Origin of the sequence: Heliobacterium chlorum (assembly GCF_014502795.1) — a bacterium.
GTDB classification, from domain to species: Bacteria; Bacillota; Desulfitobacteriia; order Heliobacteriales; family Heliobacteriaceae; genus Heliobacterium; species Heliobacterium chlorum.
The window spans coordinates 14,530-30,987 of sequence record NZ_JACVHF010000030.1; the positions used below are offsets into that span (position 1 = coordinate 14,530).

At 48.5% G+C, this 16,458-nt stretch carries 16 protein-coding genes, 3 tRNA genes and 1 rRNA gene; 13 read left to right on the top strand and 7 right to left on the bottom strand.

Annotation, left to right across the window (positions count from 1 at the left end):
- Window positions 1-73: 73 nt before the first annotated feature.
- The 3 genes from H1S01_RS17420 to H1S01_RS17430 all read right to left on the bottom strand — a co-directional run bounded on the left by H1S01_RS17420 (window position 74) and on the right by H1S01_RS17430 (window position 1,865).
- Window positions 74-1,153 carry a hypothetical protein gene (locus H1S01_RS17420; protein ID WP_188041671.1) on the bottom strand — a complete coding sequence of 360 codons (1,080 nt, stop codon included), beginning with the start codon at window positions 1,151-1,153 and terminating at the stop codon, window positions 74-76.
- 180 nt (window positions 1,154-1,333) lie between these two features.
- Window positions 1,334-1,564 (bottom strand): hypothetical protein, encoded by a 231-nt coding sequence (locus tag H1S01_RS17425; RefSeq protein ID WP_188041672.1) that lies wholly within the window; start codon window positions 1,562-1,564, stop codon window positions 1,334-1,336.
- A 43-nt stretch (window positions 1,565-1,607) separates the two neighbouring features.
- Window positions 1,608-1,865 (bottom strand): hypothetical protein, encoded by a 258-nt coding sequence (locus H1S01_RS17430; RefSeq protein ID WP_188041673.1) that lies wholly within the window; start codon window positions 1,863-1,865, stop codon window positions 1,608-1,610.
- A 728-nt stretch (window positions 1,866-2,593) separates the two neighbouring features.
- Between H1S01_RS17430 and H1S01_RS22375 the strand changes: the two genes are divergently transcribed.
- The 4 genes from H1S01_RS22375 to H1S01_RS17450 all read left to right on the top strand — a co-directional run bounded on the left by H1S01_RS22375 (window position 2,594) and on the right by H1S01_RS17450 (window position 6,416).
- Window positions 2,594-3,559 (top strand): HD domain-containing phosphohydrolase, encoded by a 966-nt coding sequence (locus tag H1S01_RS22375; protein WP_188041674.1) that lies wholly within the window; start codon window positions 2,594-2,596, stop codon window positions 3,557-3,559.
- A 241-nt stretch (window positions 3,560-3,800) separates the two neighbouring features.
- Entirely contained in the window at window positions 3,801-4,124 is a 324-nt protein-coding gene (locus H1S01_RS17440; RefSeq protein WP_188041675.1) for a DUF4405 domain-containing protein, read from the top strand.
- Window positions 4,125-4,534: 410 nt separating this feature from the next.
- Entirely contained in the window at window positions 4,535-5,335 is an 801-nt protein-coding gene (locus H1S01_RS17445) for an SGNH/GDSL hydrolase family protein (RefSeq protein ID WP_188041676.1), read from the top strand.
- A 232-nt stretch (window positions 5,336-5,567) separates the two neighbouring features.
- Complete coding sequence (locus tag H1S01_RS17450; protein WP_188041677.1) at window positions 5,568-6,416, top strand: methyl-accepting chemotaxis protein; 849 nt, start codon at window positions 5,568-5,570, stop codon at window positions 6,414-6,416.
- Between the two features lie 116 nt (window positions 6,417-6,532).
- On the opposite strand, the gene H1S01_RS17455 is transcribed toward H1S01_RS17450, so the two are convergent.
- Window positions 6,533-7,810, bottom strand: coding sequence for a glycoside hydrolase family 18 protein (locus tag H1S01_RS17455; RefSeq protein WP_188041678.1), 1,278 nt, complete (start codon window positions 7,808-7,810; stop codon window positions 6,533-6,535).
- 284 nt (window positions 7,811-8,094) lie between these two features.
- Between H1S01_RS17455 and H1S01_RS17460 the strand changes: the two genes are divergently transcribed.
- The 6 genes from H1S01_RS17460 to H1S01_RS17485 all read left to right on the top strand — a co-directional run bounded on the left by H1S01_RS17460 (window position 8,095) and on the right by H1S01_RS17485 (window position 11,078).
- A tRNA-Arg gene (locus tag H1S01_RS17460) sits at window positions 8,095-8,171 on the top strand.
- A gap of 18 nt (window positions 8,172-8,189) precedes the next feature.
- Window positions 8,190-8,266: transfer RNA gene (locus H1S01_RS17465), tRNA-Arg, on the top strand.
- 68 nt (window positions 8,267-8,334) lie between these two features.
- The gene (locus H1S01_RS17470; protein ID WP_341479134.1) at window positions 8,335-8,793 is read left to right on the top strand and encodes a nucleoside deaminase; all 459 of its coding nucleotides are present in this window, start codon (window positions 8,335-8,337) and stop codon (window positions 8,791-8,793) included.
- Between the two features lie 21 nt (window positions 8,794-8,814).
- Window positions 8,815-8,906: transfer RNA gene (locus H1S01_RS17475), tRNA-Ser, on the top strand.
- 301 nt (window positions 8,907-9,207) lie between these two features.
- Complete coding sequence (locus tag H1S01_RS17480; RefSeq protein ID WP_188041679.1) at window positions 9,208-10,482, top strand: O-acetylhomoserine aminocarboxypropyltransferase/cysteine synthase family protein; 1,275 nt, start codon at window positions 9,208-9,210, stop codon at window positions 10,480-10,482.
- 212 nt (window positions 10,483-10,694) lie between these two features.
- On the top strand, window positions 10,695-11,078 hold the full coding sequence (locus tag H1S01_RS17485) for a CoA-binding protein (RefSeq protein WP_188041680.1): 384 nt from the start codon (window positions 10,695-10,697) through the stop codon (window positions 11,076-11,078).
- 24 nt (window positions 11,079-11,102) lie between these two features.
- Here H1S01_RS17485 and H1S01_RS17490 read toward each other — a convergent pair whose 3' ends face one another.
- Window positions 11,103-12,044: a DMT family transporter gene (locus H1S01_RS17490; RefSeq protein ID WP_243237418.1), complete on the bottom strand. Its 942-nt coding sequence runs from the start codon at window positions 12,042-12,044 to the stop codon at window positions 11,103-11,105.
- 173 nt (window positions 12,045-12,217) lie between these two features.
- Between H1S01_RS17490 and H1S01_RS17495 the strand changes: the two genes are divergently transcribed.
- On the top strand, window positions 12,218-13,051 hold the full coding sequence (locus H1S01_RS17495) for a flagellin N-terminal helical domain-containing protein (RefSeq protein WP_188041681.1): 834 nt from the start codon (window positions 12,218-12,220) through the stop codon (window positions 13,049-13,051).
- A gap of 254 nt (window positions 13,052-13,305) precedes the next feature.
- Here H1S01_RS17495 and H1S01_RS17500 read toward each other — a convergent pair whose 3' ends face one another.
- Together H1S01_RS17500 and H1S01_RS17505 are read right to left on the bottom strand one after the other, a co-directional pair.
- The gene (locus tag H1S01_RS17500; protein WP_207732405.1) at window positions 13,306-13,848 is read right to left on the bottom strand and encodes a PD-(D/E)XK nuclease superfamily protein; all 543 of its coding nucleotides are present in this window, start codon (window positions 13,846-13,848) and stop codon (window positions 13,306-13,308) included.
- Entirely contained in the window at window positions 13,823-14,692 is an 870-nt protein-coding gene (locus H1S01_RS17505) for a Dam family site-specific DNA-(adenine-N6)-methyltransferase (RefSeq protein ID WP_188041682.1), read from the bottom strand. Before H1S01_RS17505 ends, H1S01_RS17500 begins: the two co-directional genes overlap by 26 nt.
- Before the next feature lie 202 nt (window positions 14,693-14,894).
- Between H1S01_RS17505 and H1S01_RS17510 the strand changes: the two genes are divergently transcribed.
- Window positions 14,895-15,689: a nucleotide-binding protein gene (locus H1S01_RS17510; RefSeq protein ID WP_188041683.1), complete on the top strand. Its 795-nt coding sequence runs from the start codon at window positions 14,895-14,897 to the stop codon at window positions 15,687-15,689.
- A 427-nt stretch (window positions 15,690-16,116) separates the two neighbouring features.
- Window positions 16,117-16,458, top strand: a 16S ribosomal RNA gene (locus tag H1S01_RS17515); the annotation flags it as partial.

Consider the following 16,458-nt stretch of genomic DNA (forward strand, 5'->3'; position numbering starts at 1 on the left):
AATAACCAAATGAGAAACAGGAGCGCCGATAATGATCAGCACTCCTGTTTCTCATTTGGACCTGTTAACGGTGTTACTTAGCGTTATCATTACCGGCATTCGGCTGCAGGCCATTGTGGGGACCACCATGGGGCATCGGCATGGCTTTTAAGAATGCGTCGAGTTGAGCTTGGGTGATCGTGCCATTATCGACGAGGGTTTTCAAAGTATCTTCCGGTTTTACAGGCGGTTGTTTTTCTTTGTCACCCGGTTGGGGAAGAGTATTTACGACCGCATCGGCTTGCTCTTGGGTAATAGTCCCTTTTTCAACGAGCGGGGCTAAGAGTTCCGCCGGTGTCTTTCTGGCAGGCATAGCGGCTTGAATCTTATCGGCTTGCTCTTGCGTGATCGTGCCGTCCGTGACCAAAGAAGCCAGGATTTCAGCCGGTTTTACCGGTGCGGGCTGAGTCCCATCGGCCGGTTTTTCAGGTTTCGGGAACTTGCTCATGATGGCTTGCGCTTGGGCTTCCGTAATGGTTCCATCAACTACGAGTTGTTGAAAGGGACCTTTTCGCTCCGGTGCAGTGCCATCGTTTGGTTTAGGCGCAGCCGGTCCTTCGGCTTTGATCGCATCTGCTTGGGCCTGGGTCAACGTCCCATCGGTGACCAGTTGAGCGATGATATCGTTGGGGTTTACCGGAGCTTGCTGACTATTGTCGCCAGGCTTCGGCATCTTGCTCATAATGGCCTTTACTTGATCTTCCGTCAAAGTACCCTTTTCAACCAGTTTCGCGAAGGGGCTTCCGCTACGAGGTCCTTCACCACCGGGGCCACGATGACCCATGTGCAAGGCTTGACCGATGGCCTCCGCTTGCTCTTGGTTCAGGGTGCCAGCGTCTACAAGTTTTTTGATACCGTCTTCCGGAGGCTTGGGCATGGCGCTGGAGATCGCATCCGCTTGGGCCTGGGTCAGCGTCCCGCTCTCGACGAGTTTTTTCAGGACATCAGCGGGGCTGACTCGTTCCATCGGCGGTTTGCCTTGGCCGATGGCAAAGAGAGGTTTTTGTGCAGTCTGCGTGGAATCGGTGGCGGCGTAAGCGGCGATGCCGCTGCTTAGGAGTACTCCGCCAACTAACAGACCGCTCAGGATCCGGTTAAATTTTGAGGATTTCATGGTAACGATACTTCCTTTCTTTGCACTTGGAGTTTTTTGTCTTGCGCTGTGGTTATAATGTACCACCCGATTGTGTCCGTTTCGTGAACGGTATGTGAAGGAAGTATGGTTTCTCTGTGTTTTTACATGTTCCTGAAAAACGAAAAAACTCGCTCTGCGTACAATGCGGGGCGAGTTTTTTTACTCTTTATTGATTTTTCGTTTGCCTCGAGGTCGTTGAGCAGACACAGGAGACTTGGCCGTTCTGGATTCTTCGGAGACTTCCAAAGCGGTGCGTAACACAGAATCTCCTTTCGGCCGTCGCCGAAGTCCGTTGTTCCGTTTATTCACATAGTTTTGAAAGGAATCAGCGACGTCTGGAATCGCCAACCCCAAAAAGATAAGGACTGTGGCAATGAGGATGAGGCTCAAGATAATTCACCTTCACCATTACTGTCTCGGCAGCCAGCGTAGTTTAGGAGGAAAGGGGAATTTGCCGTTGGTCCCCTTCAATTAGGTAGACCGTCGGTAAGGGAGGGCTTCGCCCCGGCACAGATTCTTGAATGGGTTCCAAGGTGTACTCCGGCGGCGACCAAGAGGGCACTGGACGGGGTCTTTGTAGAGAAAGACAAAAGTTGTGTCGTTCGGTGATGTAGTCCCTGACGGATAAGATCACATCGGGGACGACGACGACCAAAAAGAAGAGTAAGAAAGCCATGAGAATAGGATTCATTCAGAATATAGCCCCTTTCGCAATCGATCCTGCGGCAGCCAGCGATTTAGGCGGAAAGGGGATATTTGGTTTGGACATTATCTATGTATATGTAGCTGTTGGAATTTTATTACCAATAGGGCGTATTTTCTTTCCAAGCCCTCTACGTTGGAATGGCTGCGGACGATCAGGAACTACGTAAAATACGCCAATCAAAGCGGGTTATATAATGATGTAGAAGAGTTCTTGGCCAAGCATAAAAAGAGCGTAATCTAAAGTAACGGCTTATATAGGTTATATGTAGAAAAAGCAACTCACCGGGAGTTGCTTTTTCTACTCGAAAAGATGACGGTGATATCTTCAGGGGTTAATGCAGGAATTGCCTCCATAACTCAGTGGATAGAGGAAGAAAGTTCTCCATCGATGAACCCTCCCATGGAACAGGTTTATTTTATCCGGTATGGACTACTCAGTAACGAAAAAAACGAAGAAACTAGCATTATTAGTGGATATCACAAACAGAAATCGAGGAGGTCTTCGTAAACAGATGGACGTAGGCATGGAAAGGATAAGGGTTTTGCTTGCTTATCGACTAGGAACTGGCGTAAACTAGTAATATAAAGCACTTTCACAAATGATTAATACATTTTATTTTTATCGGGAGGAAGACTGTAAAGTTCAGCGGAGCTTTTGGCGGGATGAGTTCTACCAACGACATCAAGAGTTAAGACAGAATGTGAGTGAGCGACGTGGACAAACCGAAAATATTAGTGGTCGATGAGAACGAGGCGAACCGTCTGCTGCTTTGCCAGTTGTTGAAGGACTATAACGTGGTAGAAGCAGACTCCGCTGAAGCAGCTTTGAATAAAGTAGAGGCGGAGAAGCCGGATCTCATGCTTTTGGACGAGATGGTGCCGGAAGAGGATGGCGATTCTCTGTTGTCAACCATTAAGAGTTCCCGAAAGACACAACTCATTCCAGTGATACTGATTACTCCGTTACATAGCATCGATGATAAAATCAAATGCCTGGAGAACGGGGCCGATGATTTTATCGCCAAGCCGCTTAATCCGTTAGAGTTAACGGCACGGGTCAAATCACTCCTTCGGATCAAAAGGTTACATGATCAACTGGAGAACTTCCATAATGTCGTCATATCCCTTGCTTTGGCGTTGGAAGCAAAAGATGATTACAGTGTAAATCACTCCAAACGGACCGCCGAATATGCCTATCGGTTGGCCCGCAGGGTCGTCCCTGATGAGCCAGAGGTAGAACTGATCAAGTTTGCAGGGCTTCTCCATGATATCGGCAAGATCGGAATCCGCGATGAGATTCTCACCAAACCAGGGAAATTGACGTCGGAGGAATATGAAATCATCAAGACCCACCCGGTGCTAAGCGAAAAAATCTGCTCGTCCATCTCATCGCTGGCGCCTTGTTTACCTTTCATCCGAAGTCATCATGAATCCTACAACGGGAAAGGCTACCCCGACGGTTTACAAGGCGACGAGATCCCTTTGGGAGGACGGATCCTCGCTATTGCCGATGCTTTTGATGCGTTAACGAGTGACCGGCCCTACCGGAAAGGGCTTGCCCGACAGGTGGCCTTGGACATTCTGCGCAAACACGCCGGGGAGCAATGGGATCCCCTGTTAGTCCAGCAGTTTTGTGAAATCATTGAGTCGGAAGATGTCTATGAATACATAGCTATCTAAGAAAAAGAAGGTCGGTACGGACGAAGTGCGACGAAGAGGGAAGATATCGAGGCGGGATAGCCTCTTTTTCTTTTTAAAGACCGCCGATGAAAAACCTCCGAATGTTCACCGGGAGTTCACAGGCTGCACACATAAGCTCGCTAGAATAAAGCCATGAGATTTCTCTTTCAGGGGAATTTCAGTTTTTCCCGGTACATTTACAGAGCAAGGAAAACTTGTGACATCAAGAGGAGGTTTTTTTATGAGTTCCTTAACCAATCAAACAATCGGAAGTATCGATAGGAAGACAGTAGCGACGAAACCGGTGTCGTACAGCAAAGTCAAAGGGGTCCTCTCATCCGGTCTCGGTCTTTTGACCATGGTGGTGGCGGTCACTGGAATCGGGCTGTTTGTAGCACCTCACGGTCCCATGGCATCGAAAAGTTGGACCTTTGCGGGCATGACCGTCCCGTTGATGAAAGATGTGCACATATGGCTGGGTTTTGGCATGGTGGCTTTGGTGTTGGGTCATTTTGCACTCAATCTTAGAACGTTGATCGGTGAACTAAAGCAGCTTTTTTGGTAAATCTAATTGAATCGTAAATACGAAGTAGCAGCGTGTACCAGCCTTTTACGACAAGGCAGGGAAGGGTGTCTTGAGTAGTGGCGGTTCATCACGAGTATGCCGCCACGATAGAGAATCGTCAAGTTTTTGTCGTTCATAACGGGATGGGTAAGCTGTTATTAGCGTTAACAATTGTACCATTATGTAATGGTTGACTATATAGGTTATATGCCTCCGTGGATGAAGAGCCGAAAATTATCCGATACACCTAGAGAAAGAGTTAAACTAACCATCGAGAGAGTTTGATCAACGTACTATATAGGGGCTGACAAAAGAGCGTTTGAAACAAAATTTGTTTTAACGCTCTTTCTTTATTATAATAAGATACGACGACTTGATAATTAATGTTAAACAAAAAGTAGGCGATGATGTTGAAGGCAAAATGGACAAAAGTATTTACATCGATGACCGCCGCTATCTGCATGATCGGTCTTCTCGGGCTAGGATGGTCCCTCTGGGGTGGCTCTCAGGATATATCGATAAAAACGCTGATGAACAGGACAGCGGAGAAAGACACCTCCAAGGTGCCAAAGATATCTGTCGTGAACAAAGAGAATCTTAGGGTCCTCGCCTTGGGAGACTCTCTAACGCGAGGAACGGGAGACCCCTCGGGGAAAGGGTACGTAGGTTATCTGGTGGATCGATTGAAAGCGAACTCTCGTCACAAGGTCTCTCTATCGAATATCGCGGTGAACGGAGAAAAATCGGACCAGTTGCTCGTACGGCTCAAAGAGAAGGAAGTTCGAAAACAGGTGGAGTCGGCCGATATCATCGTAATGACCATCGGAGGAAACGATCTGTTGAACGGAGGTCAATCCCTAGCCAATCTGAACTTTTCAGAGATCCAAAAGGATAAGGCCAAATATGTCCAAAACCTTACGGCAATTCTCTCAGAACTTCGAAGTATAAATGGGGATGCAAATATTTTTTATGTCGGCTTGTACAATCCCTTCAGTGACATGGATTACGAGCTATTGACTTCATCGGTCATCCGGAACTGGAATGCCGCCAGCGCTGAGGTATGCGCTGGTTTTCCGAAGACGACCTTCGTACCTACCTTTGATTTATTTCCCCAGAAGGTGGAAGACTACCTTGCCGCAGACAAGTTTCATCCTAATGCGGAAGGGTATCAACTGATGGCAGAACGGCTGGTACCGTTGGTTTTGCAGTAAAAAGAAAAATAAGATTTTGTTAAATACAAGCGGTGAGGCTTGTATTTTTTTACCTCGTGAGGGCTTTCCATATCTTTGCATGGAGTAGGTCCAAACGAGGGAATAAGTATCGGCAAACTATTCAAATTATTCATGGAAGGTAACTTTTAGAAGTGGTAACATAGAAATACAACCCGTGGTTTTACATGGACAGCTAATTAGCTAAGATTACAGAAAGAAGGAGAAGCACCCGATGAGCCAGGAAGAAAGTAAGACCATCTCCCTTATGGAAAGTATTGCTGCAGCTGCCCCCTTTTTTGGAAAAGTTATGCTTGATGATGCTATGATCGGGGTTGTAGACCAGGAAAAGTTTTTGGCCTATGTTCCGAGTAAGACCATCAACCTTGGTGTAAAACCGGGCACGCCTGTTCCCAGAGAAGACCAGTCAATGCAGGATGCCCTCCAAGGTAGGCCCTCGTCCTTGCGAATTCCAGATGAAGCCTATGGCGTACCTTTTCTCGGAAAAACTATACCGATTCGCGACGAACAGGGGAACGTGCTTGGCGCACTAGGGATTGGTTACAATATTTCGACGCAAGTGTCGATCGAAGGCTTGCTTCAGCAGGTCAAAGAGGTCACAGAGGATCTGAAAAACCGCTCCCGAGGGATTGCTGAGGCGGTCCAGCAATTGGTGACGATCATCGCAGAAGTTCGCAGTAACGCCGAACAGGCGAACCAAAACTCTTATCAGACCGAAAAAGTGTTGGACTTTATCCGGAAAATCGCCAAACAGACGAATCTCCTGGGAATCAATGCCTCCATCGAGGCGGCCCGGTTCGGTGCCGATGGGGCTGGGTTCTCGATTGTGGCTAAAGAAATTCAAGCCTTATCGAAGAACTCCAATGGGGCTGCCGATCAAATTGGAAGATCACTCCATGAGATCTCCCAAAGCATCCATGAGATTGCGGGTTTTTTAAAAGAACTGGATGAAAAGGTGAACGGTTACGCGGGGATGTGGGAGGAGTTTGACGATCAATTAGAAATCTTGATGGACATGGACTCGAAAGCTCAGGAACTGATCGACAGTTTGGTTCACACGTGAGAGTCGAAGGTAGGAGCCGTTTACATAATCCATATGCAGAGGCCCCATTCCCGCCGAGAAGAGGGATGGGGCCTTTGCTATATATAGGTATCTCATACATCAGGAACCCAATGAGATCAAACGATTTTTCGAATGGTAAAGTTATCGGCCAAGAGAATCCAGTTTTGCGGAAAATCGCCCCCTAAGACCCAGTAACTGACCCCACGCAGGTTGTAGGCTTTCACCAGGTCAAATTTGGCCTGGGCGCTCCGGGCGTCTTCAAACCAAACGATATGCTCTCTTCCCTGTTCATCATAATAGTTGAAGAAAGGCGCCTGGGACTGAGGGTCATATTGAATGGCGGCGTTGTAGCGAAGGGCGAGACGAATCGCATCCTGGGGACTGATGCTTCGGGCCCACTGTCCTCCCGGAACGTAGGGGAGGGTCCAGTCATAGCCGTAGAGCGGCATTCCCATCATGATTTTATTGGAAGGAATCACCGTGGTGGCGTAGTCGAGGACTTGCCGGACTTGAGGGATCGGAGCCACGGCGAGCGGCGGACCGCCAGACCATCCCCATTCATAGGTCATCAAGATGACAAAGTCCATCAACTGTCCATGGACAGGGTAATCGTGGGCTTCATAGAGAGTTCCTGTTTGCGTGCCGCTTGTTTTGGGGGCTACGGCCGTGCAAAGCAGGTAGCCTTGAGGACGGAAACGATCGACGATCCGCCGGAGGAATTGGTTGTATAGTTCACGATCTTCCGGGAAGATGTACTCGAAGTCGATATTCAACCCACGGTATCCTTTGGTACGCAGGGTGGATTCAATATTAGCAAAGAGACGGTTTTGTGCCGTTTGATCCGTAAAAACGGCATGGGCTATCTCGGAACTGAAGGTGCCTTCGGCGAAGTTCGTAATGACCATCAACGGCGCCACGCGTTGATTTAAGGCTTCATTGACCACCGCCTGATCATCGATGGGAACGAGATCGCCATTCGCTCTGACCTGATAACTGAAAAAGCTCATATAGGTGAGGAAGAAGCCCACATCCCAGGTGATCTGCCGTCCCCGCTCTCCCATGATTTCCAAATAAGCGTTGACCTCAATGGGGGTTCTCTCCCGCTGGGGGATGCGCAGAACGGTCCCGGGAATTAAAGGAGCGGTTACAGGGATGTTGTTGGCCTGCGCCAGCGCTTCCGGCGTCACGCCATATCGTTGACTTAGTGTAAATAGGGTATCGCCGGGACGGACGGTATGGGATTGAGCAGTGATCGGGATAACGATGGACTGGCCGACGATCAATTGGCCCGGATTGGGCAACAGATTGGCTCGCTGGATATCGTCAATGGTGACGCCATAGCGGCGGGAAATGGCATAAAGGTTCTCGCCTGGCCCTACGGTATGAATGAGCAAGGGACCACCTCCGTGACATACATTTGCTTCAGTATATGGCGGAAGGTCCGATTGGGGATTGCCAATTGAAAAAATGTTCCCGTACAGTTGCCTGTGTAGGTACTGAGTCAATACTGAGTCAAGGATAATCAATGTAGTATTAGTAGCCTATTATAATAGGCAGGTTAAGTATCGGTTCGGAGCAATAAGGGCTACGCCCAGGATTTGGAGCGGAGCAGTTCTTGACTTTTCGTCGAATTAACTGGTATACTATTTCCTGCGGTGCGAGAGTGCCGGTAACATGTGCGCCCGTAGCTCAGCTGGATAGAGTAACTGACTACGAATCAGCAGGTCGGGAGTTCGAATCTCTCCGGGCGCGCCATTCTCCTTTTCGATTCTTGCCTCCGTAGCTCAGTGGATAGAGCGAGGGCGTCCTAAGCCCTGTCGTCGGGAGTTCGATTCTCTCCGGGGGCACCAGGAATGCATCGCCTGATAAAGGTGTTATCGATAGAATCCGCCGGGCAGCCGGAAAGCAGGGGTCTCCAGTGTTTGCCGATGACCACAAGTTCATGGGATTGGCTTTAGAAGAAGGCCGCAAAGCCTTTGCACAGGGTGAAGTGCCGATCGGCTGTGTCATTGTTAAAGATGGCGAAGTCGTCGGACGTGGATATAACCTTCGGGAAACCGATAAAAATCCGGTGGCCCATGCGGAAGTGCTGGCCATTCAAGAGGCGGCCCGGAACTTAAACGGTTGGCGGTTGACAGGCACGACACTCTATGTTACAGTAGAACCCTGTCCGATGTGTGCTGGTGCGATAGTGCTCGCACGCATTCCCCGAGTGGTCTTTTCCGTGATGGACTTAAAAGGCGGTGCCGCAGGCACCTGCTTTAATATCTTAGAAAGCCGCTGGACCAACCATCGGGTCGAAGTAGTCTCGGGTACTCGGGAAGAAGAAGCCCGAGAGTTGATGCAAGCGTTCTTTCGACGTTTGCGGGAAAAGTAGTTTTAACTAAATAGCTCATACGGAGAGGTGGCTGAGTTGGTCGAAGGCGCCCGACTCGAAATCGGGTAGGCGTTAACAGCGTCTCGTGGGTTCGAATCCCACCCTCTCCGCCATACATAAAACCGATAAAAACAACGTTTGAATTAATTTAGACGTTGTTTTTTTATTTTTTATAAACAACGGTGGATAATCAACCACTCGAACAACAGCCATCCCCAACCAGAGGGACTCGGTAAAGATATGGAATGAAGAACGACCATAGCGTTCTGATTGTATTCCCTTCTAGGGGGAGTTATAATTATTGCCAAATTAGTATCTTCAAACTCTTCACCCTCTTCTGCATAGAGACCCTATAAAGGGGGTTAATTCGTCAAAGAACATTAGTCACTAATTTTGAACATATGGAGGTAAAACATGAAAATCGAAACGAAATGCCTACACGAGGGATACAAGCCAGGTAATGGCGAGCCGAGAGCCCTACCGATTTACCAAAGCACTACATACACCTACGACTCCACAGAACATATCGGCAAGCTCTTTGACCTCACGGCGGAAGGTCATATGTACTCAAGGATCTCCAACCCTACCGTGGCTGCCGTAGAAGAAAAGATCGCCGCATTAGAAGGCGGCGTCGGTGCATTATGTACAACTTCGGGACAGGCGGCCTCTTTGATCAGTTTGCTGAACATCATGAATTCGGGAGACCATTTTATCAGCGCTTCCACTATTTATGGTGGAACGATCAATCTCTTCGCCGTAACACTAAAAAAGCTGGGTATTGAATGTACCTTCGTCGATGCCGATGCTTCTGTAGAGGAAATTCAAAAAGAATTTCGTCCCAATACGAAAGCGGTCTTCGGCGAAACCATCGCCAACCCGGCACTGGCTGTATTGGATATCGAGAAATTTGCTCGTATTGCCCACGCCAATGGGGTGCCGCTGATCGTCGATAATACGTTTGCGACACCGATTCTCTGCAGACCTATTGAATACGGTGCAGACATTGTCATTCACTCGACCACAAAGTATATGGATGGACATGCCATTCAAGTAGGCGGAGTAATCGTCGACAGTGGAAAGTTCGATTGGACCAATGGGAAGTTTCCAGAGTTTACGGAACCGGATCAATCCTATCATGGAGTAACCTATACCAAAGACTTTGGCGCAGCCGCATATATCGTCAAAGCGAGAGTTCAGCTCATGAGAGACTTTGGAACCTATCCGTCGGCGAACGCCGCCTTTTTGCTCAATCTGGGCCTGGAAACGCTCGCTGTCCGGATGGAAAAACACTGCCGAAACGCCGAAAAAGTCGCTCAATATCTAAACCAGTGCGAAGATATCGAGTTCGTCAACTACCCAATATTAGAGGGAAATAAATATCATGAACTGCAGAAAAAATATCTCCCCTTAGGTTGCAGCGGAGTGATATCCTTTTCCATTAAGGGCGGAAGAGAAAAGGCGATTACATTCATGGATAGCTTGAAACTCGCCTCTAACGTCGTCCACGTGGCAGACATCCGGACCTGTGTTCTTCATCCGGCTAGTGCGACCCATCGGCAACTCACCGATGAACAACTCTTAGCGGCCGGGATCACTCCTGGGATGATTCGACTCTCTGTCGGACTGGAGAACGTGGATGATATCATCGAAGATTTGGATCAAGCGTTAGCTAAAGCAAAGGCGTTTTAAGTAAAGTACAAGGGGCTATAAGAGTGTGAAACTCTTATAGCCCCTTTAATAATTCCCTGTGTGACAATTCCAGCGTATAAGTCTTACGGTCATCTCCTTAAATGGCAGAGGAATGACATAGGATGGATTTTTTAGGTCTGGAGAAGCTTATTGGAAAAGTAATTTTCTGTTATGATAAACAGAGGATTCAAAACTTAATTGAGGTGTGTATGATGGAAGACTTGATCACATCTATGCTGGAACAGAAAGTCTGGGTCGTGGCCGGTTCTTTTCGGAACGAAACAAAATGGGCCTACAAGATCTACCGCAAACTAAAAGACAAAGGCTACAGGGTTTACGCGCTCAATAAAGCCGTAAAAGAGGTCGATGGCGATCGAACCTACCCGGAACTCAAAGACCTGCCGCAAATTCCTCAGGTCATTAACCTGGTGACGCCGCCGGAAGTGAGTCTAAAACTGGTCGAGGAAAGCAGTCGACTGGGCATCACTTATGCCTGGTTTCAACCGGGAGCCGATAGTGCTGAAGCTGTCGAAGCGGCCGAGAAGGCAGGCATGAGGGTGCTCCATAACGCTTGTGTCTACGCGCTTCATAGTTGATTCAAGAATTTTCTAATCCGCCCGTCATGGACGAGTCTTTTTCTGAAAAGTCTTTTCCCAGGTCACCAGTAAAATGGAGATGATGATGATGGCGCCGCCAATCAGTTGGATGGGTATGATCGTCTCGTTGAGATAGACATAACCTCCGATGACACCGACGATAGGGATCAGGTTTAAGTACAGTGTCGTTGCGGTCACATCCAACTTAGGCAAGGCGTAATTATAGAGAAAATAACAGGCGGCCGAGCAGAGCACGGCGAGAAACAAGATGTGGCCGAAAGCGACATAAGAAAAAGGCTGCCACTCATTCCGTTCGAGCAGCGATAAGGGGAACAAGAGGGCAGTGCCCAAAAGGGTCTGAATCATGGTGAGATATAATCCCGAGTATTTGGAAGAAAGAGACTTGTTTTGCATCGTATAGACAGCCCAGGAGACCATGGCGCCTAAAACGAGCAGGTTGCCAAGAAACGTATCCGATGTAAAGTCGACTTGCCCGTTCGCGGTGACCGAGAGATATGTACCGAATAATGAGGCGATGATCGCGATGCTTTGGATAAGGGATACGCGGGTTTTGTATATGACGATATCCATGATGATGGCCAGAACCGGAACGACAGACGTAATCAAGGAAGCGTTCGAGGCGGTCGTCAGTTTAATGCCGCTGTTTTCGAAGAAGAAATAGAGTGTAATCCCCATGGCACCAGCACCGAGCATGGGGATTCGGTCCGACTTATCGAGCCGTGTACCGGGCTCGCTGATTTTCACCACAATCCATAACAAGATGGAAGCGATCACAAACCGGAGTAAGGCCAAGGTGATCGGCGGCACCTCGGCAACAGCTTCTTTGATGCTGATAAAAGAGAGTCCCCAAAAGAGTACTGCTATCAGCATAGCGACGTTCGCGATGACGATGGGAAGTTGTAGTGCGGATTTTTTGGACAGAAAAGCCTTGTCGGTGTTGTTCAATTCCTTAACCTCCTGTATACGTGCATATACAATTCTAAACAATGAATGGGATCGCGACAAGGCGAATTAAAAGACCCAATTTAGGACCAAAGACATAAAGCGACGTAGCTCTGTTGTCGATACAATGGATAAGGATGATCTTCGTAATCGACACCTTCGAAAGGGGGCGTCTGATGTTTAACCTTAGTTTTCTTGGATCTATGCAAGCGTGCCGGTATTTTAACTACCACACGGAAATGCAAGGGTACTATATCGCCCGAATTTCCTCTGGCCTACGGATTCTCACGGCAGCCGATGATCCGGCGGGGCTGGTTATTTCAGAAAAGATGCGTGCGCAGATCCGGGGACTAGACATGGCCGTACGAAATGCGCAAGACACCATCTCGCTGGTACAAACGGCGGAAGGGGCACTCAATGAGAGCCACAGCATACTGCAGCGGATCCGTGAATTGTCCGTCCAAGCGGGGAACGATACACTCACACCGTTAGAGCGCCAAGCGATCACCGAAGAAGTGGATCAACTTCTGCAGGGAATCGACGATATCGCGCATAACACGCAGTTTAACACCATAAAACTGTTGGATGGTACTTTTACAAATAAACACTTTCAGATTGGTGCCAACAGTGGTCAGTCTATGGGATTAACTATCGATGCCGCTGATAAAAGTACCTTAGGCTTGAACGACCTCCTCGCAAAACTTGGGACTTCGGAAGGCGCCAGTGAAGCCATTACGATTGTGGACGGAGCTATTGAAAAAGTTTCATCTCAACGAATCCGTTTGGGGGCCACACAAAATCGGTTAGAGCATACCATCAATAACCTCACCACATCATCGGAAAACCTCACTGCCGCTGAATCGCGCATCCGAGATGCCGATCTCGCCAAGATGATTCTCGAATATACTCGTCATAGTATCTTAGCCCAAGTGGCCCAAGCGATGATCGCACAGATGAAGTTTCAAACGGAGCGGACGGTACAACTGTTGTTGGATAGTTTGAAACACTGAACGTAGTAATCGGAAGTTCACCGAGTGTGCGATTGCATCTTTTCGAGGGTTTATGCCATCGGGCAACCGTCCATACTTCATTCCAGGAGTGTGAAGTATGGACGATTGCCCGATGGCCTTTTTTAAAGGCCTGTTGGTAGCGATACTGCTGAGCGTACCACTATGGGGGATCATCATCGGTGGCATTTGGATAGCATTCTTCTAAAATAGATGACCCGACCATATTGCCGACAAAAAAGCCTGCCGAAGCAGACTTAGCGAAACCGTTTATTTGCCCATGTGACAAACTCGACAAGGTTCATCACCCTAATATTTTTAGATTGCTGTTCTGGCGTAACAGCATAGAGTTTTTGCCGGGCGGCATCTTTGAGCCATTGCACGGCAGTGGGTTTAGCGCCACCGCCGTCTAACAAGATGAGAATTTCTTTTTCTGGCATGGCATCTAGACAGTTTAAATATAAATAGGGGTACTTTTCATCGACACTGCCGGCGGTTTGTTGCCATTTGCATTCGATGCGGATATGGCAACTCCAACAGCTGGAACGAAGAAGAAACTCCGTATTGCCATTATGTCCATAGATACTTCGGTACGGCACGTTTTGAAGGAGTAATTCCTGCCCATAGTGCGCATCGGCGGCGGCTTGCCCAAACCGTTCCACATAGGATATGTAGTCACGGTATCGGACGGCAGTGAAACCTTTGCTGCCAAGGACACTGAGCACGACACTTTCCAAGGTATTGCCAGTGCTGTTGGCTTGGTTGCCTTGCGATTTACCAGGCAGCGTCCCTTTGACCACCGGGTTCACCTCCGTGCCTAGATACCGATTCCTGCGTGAAGAGGGCTAACACTTCCTCCACCTTGTTCCGGTTGTTTCCGTCGCGGCTAATGAAGCGTTGGACCTGAATCAACTGCATATCGGAGGCGCTGTATAACTCTCGGGCTTCTGTGGTGTGGTGGTTCGAGAGCAGGACTGGGATCCCTTTTTGGGCCAATCGTTCACATAGGCGGGCGAGTTTCTCTTGCTGGACGAAGGAAAAGCCGTTGGTGGCGTAAGTCGTGAAGTTAGACGTCGAAGAAAGCGGCAGATAGGGAGGATCCATATAGCAAACATCGCCTGGCTGAACTAGCGCTTCGACATCTTCAAAATTAAGCACTAAAAATTGGGCCCGTGAAAGGCGCTCCACGAAGGCCCGCAACTCTTTCTCAGGGAAATAGGGCTTTGTATACCGGCCAAAGGGGACATTGAATTTTCCTTGTTGATTGAACCGCATGAGACCGTTGTAGCCATGACGGTTTAAGTAAATGAGCAGAATCGCCCGTTCATAAGGATCTTCTGTTTCGTTAAACTTATTCCGAAAATGATAATACGTCTCCCCTTGGTTATTTTCCGGGCAAAAGAGTGCCCGGACTTCTTCAATAAAAGCATCCGGTTGGGTCACCAGCGACTGGTACATATGGATTAGATCCGCATTGATATCACATATAAGATGGCTATCAAAGGGAGCATTCAGTGACAGGGCGCAGGAACCGGCAAAAGGCTCTACCAGTCGTCGACCTGCAGGCAGTCGTTGTAGAATGTGATGAAGAATTTGATATTTGTTTCCTGGCCATTTCATAAATGGCCGAAGCAAAGCGCCCATTTGGTTTTCCCCTTTAATTACAACTATAAAAATTGTATCAATTGAGTGCAGGCCTGTCCAATAGAAAGAAAAGACTTTGTCGAAACGGTGATGCAGGTGAAAGATTGTCAAAATATTGGGGAGGAATAAGTTAACTCCCCAGAGAATGAGGAGTTTAAACGAGCGACATAAAACGTACCAACGGGATCAAGGAGGATTTGTAGTGGAACAAAAAGGACTGAAAATCGCCATATCAGGCAAGGGCGGCGTCGGGAAAACCACATTGGCCTCTCTCTTTTGCTATATCTTAGCCAATCAGGGAAACAAGGTCCTTGCTGTCGATGCCGATCCCGATGCCAACCTCGGTATGGCCTTGGGATTCCCGACGGACTTAATGGAGAAGTCGATCACGATCGCTCAAGACAGGAAGCTAATCAAGGAAAGGACCGGTGCGGAACCGGGTACTTCGGGGCAGTGGTTCAGCCTCAATCCGACCGTCGAGGATATTCCGGAAAAGTACGTAATTGCCCATCGAGGGATCAAGCTGTTGCAGATGGGGGCTGCTCCGAGCGGGGGGGCCGGTTGTTATTGTCCCGAAAGTACGCTGCTAAAGGCGTTGCTCTCGCATTTGGTTCTGGATGATCGTGACGCTCTAGTTGTTGATATGGAGGCCGGTTTAGAGCATTTAGGACGGGGTACGGCCAGAGGGGTTGATGCTTTCATCGTCGTCGTGGAACCTGGCCAGCGCAGCTTTGCCACAGCCCGATCGGTCGTCCATATGGCCAAAGATCTAGGCGTAAAAAAGGTCTATGCTGTGGCCAACAAAGTCGGCGAAGTATCTCCTGTGGTTATTCAAGATGCCTTGGGAGATATCCCGCTGCTTGGTCTATACCCATATACGACCGAGGCGGTACAGGCAGATCTGCAAGGACAGCCGCTGTTTGACACTTGCCCCGATATGGTTCGTCGGGCTGAAGATATTCTCCGGCGGTTAAGCGGGATGATGGGAGATTCTTAAACGCAAACGGTTGTGCCAAAACATTCCATTTGACTTTAGGTGTTTTCACTGCTAAACTACGTATCTGTTGCTGCCGAGTTGAGTGAATGGCCTGCTTTCAAGCATAGGGCTATACGTTCAGCAGTATCTAGGTGGGCAGACTAGTCTAACGGTTTTAATAGAAAAACGAAAGAATTTCTTTAAAATACCAGTTGATTTAGTTTTGCAAGCATGATATTATAGTTCTCGCCCCGGTAAACGGGAAGAAAAATTTGGTCCTTGAAAATCAAACAGTTGTAAGCAAAAGCGTGCGAAACCAAAGTCAATTTGACCCGCGCAAGCGGGAAGAATGGACAACTTCTTACGAGTGGATGACTTCTGTCACAAGAAGTCTTGACTTGATAAGAAAACTTTATCAATAAGAGCTTGACTCAAGCTTATCTACATTTTTGTGGAGAGTTTGATCCTGGCTCAGGACGAACGCTGGCGGCATGCCTAACACATGCAAGTCGAACGGAGCGATGAAGTTTCGATGGATTCGCTTAGTGGCGGACGGGTGAGTAACGCGTGGATAACCTGCCTGAGAGTGGGGGATAACAGCCCGAAAGGGCTGCTAATACCGCATAATGTTGTCTGGGGACATCCCCGGACAACCAAAGGAGCAATCCGCTCTTGGATGGGTCCGCGTCCGATTAGCTAGTTGGTGAGGTAATAGCTCACCAAGGCGACGATCGGTAGCCGGCCTGAGAGGGTGAACGGCCACACTGGGACTGAGACACGGCCCAGACTC

Coding starts and splice junctions, on each gene's coding strand:
- H1S01_RS17430 (WP_188041673.1), bottom strand. CDS start 1,865: ATGAATCCTATTCTCATGGCTTTCTTACTCTTCTTTTTGGTCGTCGTC.
- H1S01_RS17480 (WP_188041679.1), top strand. CDS start 9,208: ATGAAAATCGAAACGAAATGCCTACACGAGGGATACAAGCCAGGTAAT.
- H1S01_RS17450 (WP_188041677.1), top strand. CDS start 5,568: ATGAGCCAGGAAGAAAGTAAGACCATCTCCCTTATGGAAAGTATTGCT.
- H1S01_RS17495 (WP_188041681.1), top strand. CDS start 12,218: ATGTTTAACCTTAGTTTTCTTGGATCTATGCAAGCGTGCCGGTATTTT.
- H1S01_RS17485 (WP_188041680.1), top strand. CDS start 10,695: ATGGAAGACTTGATCACATCTATGCTGGAACAGAAAGTCTGGGTCGTG.
- H1S01_RS17420 (WP_188041671.1), bottom strand. CDS start 1,153: ATGAAATCCTCAAAATTTAACCGGATCCTGAGCGGTCTGTTAGTTGGC.
- H1S01_RS17505 (WP_188041682.1), bottom strand. CDS start 14,692: ATGGGCGCTTTGCTTCGGCCATTTATGAAATGGCCAGGAAACAAATAT.
- H1S01_RS17440 (WP_188041675.1), top strand. CDS start 3,801: ATGAGTTCCTTAACCAATCAAACAATCGGAAGTATCGATAGGAAGACA.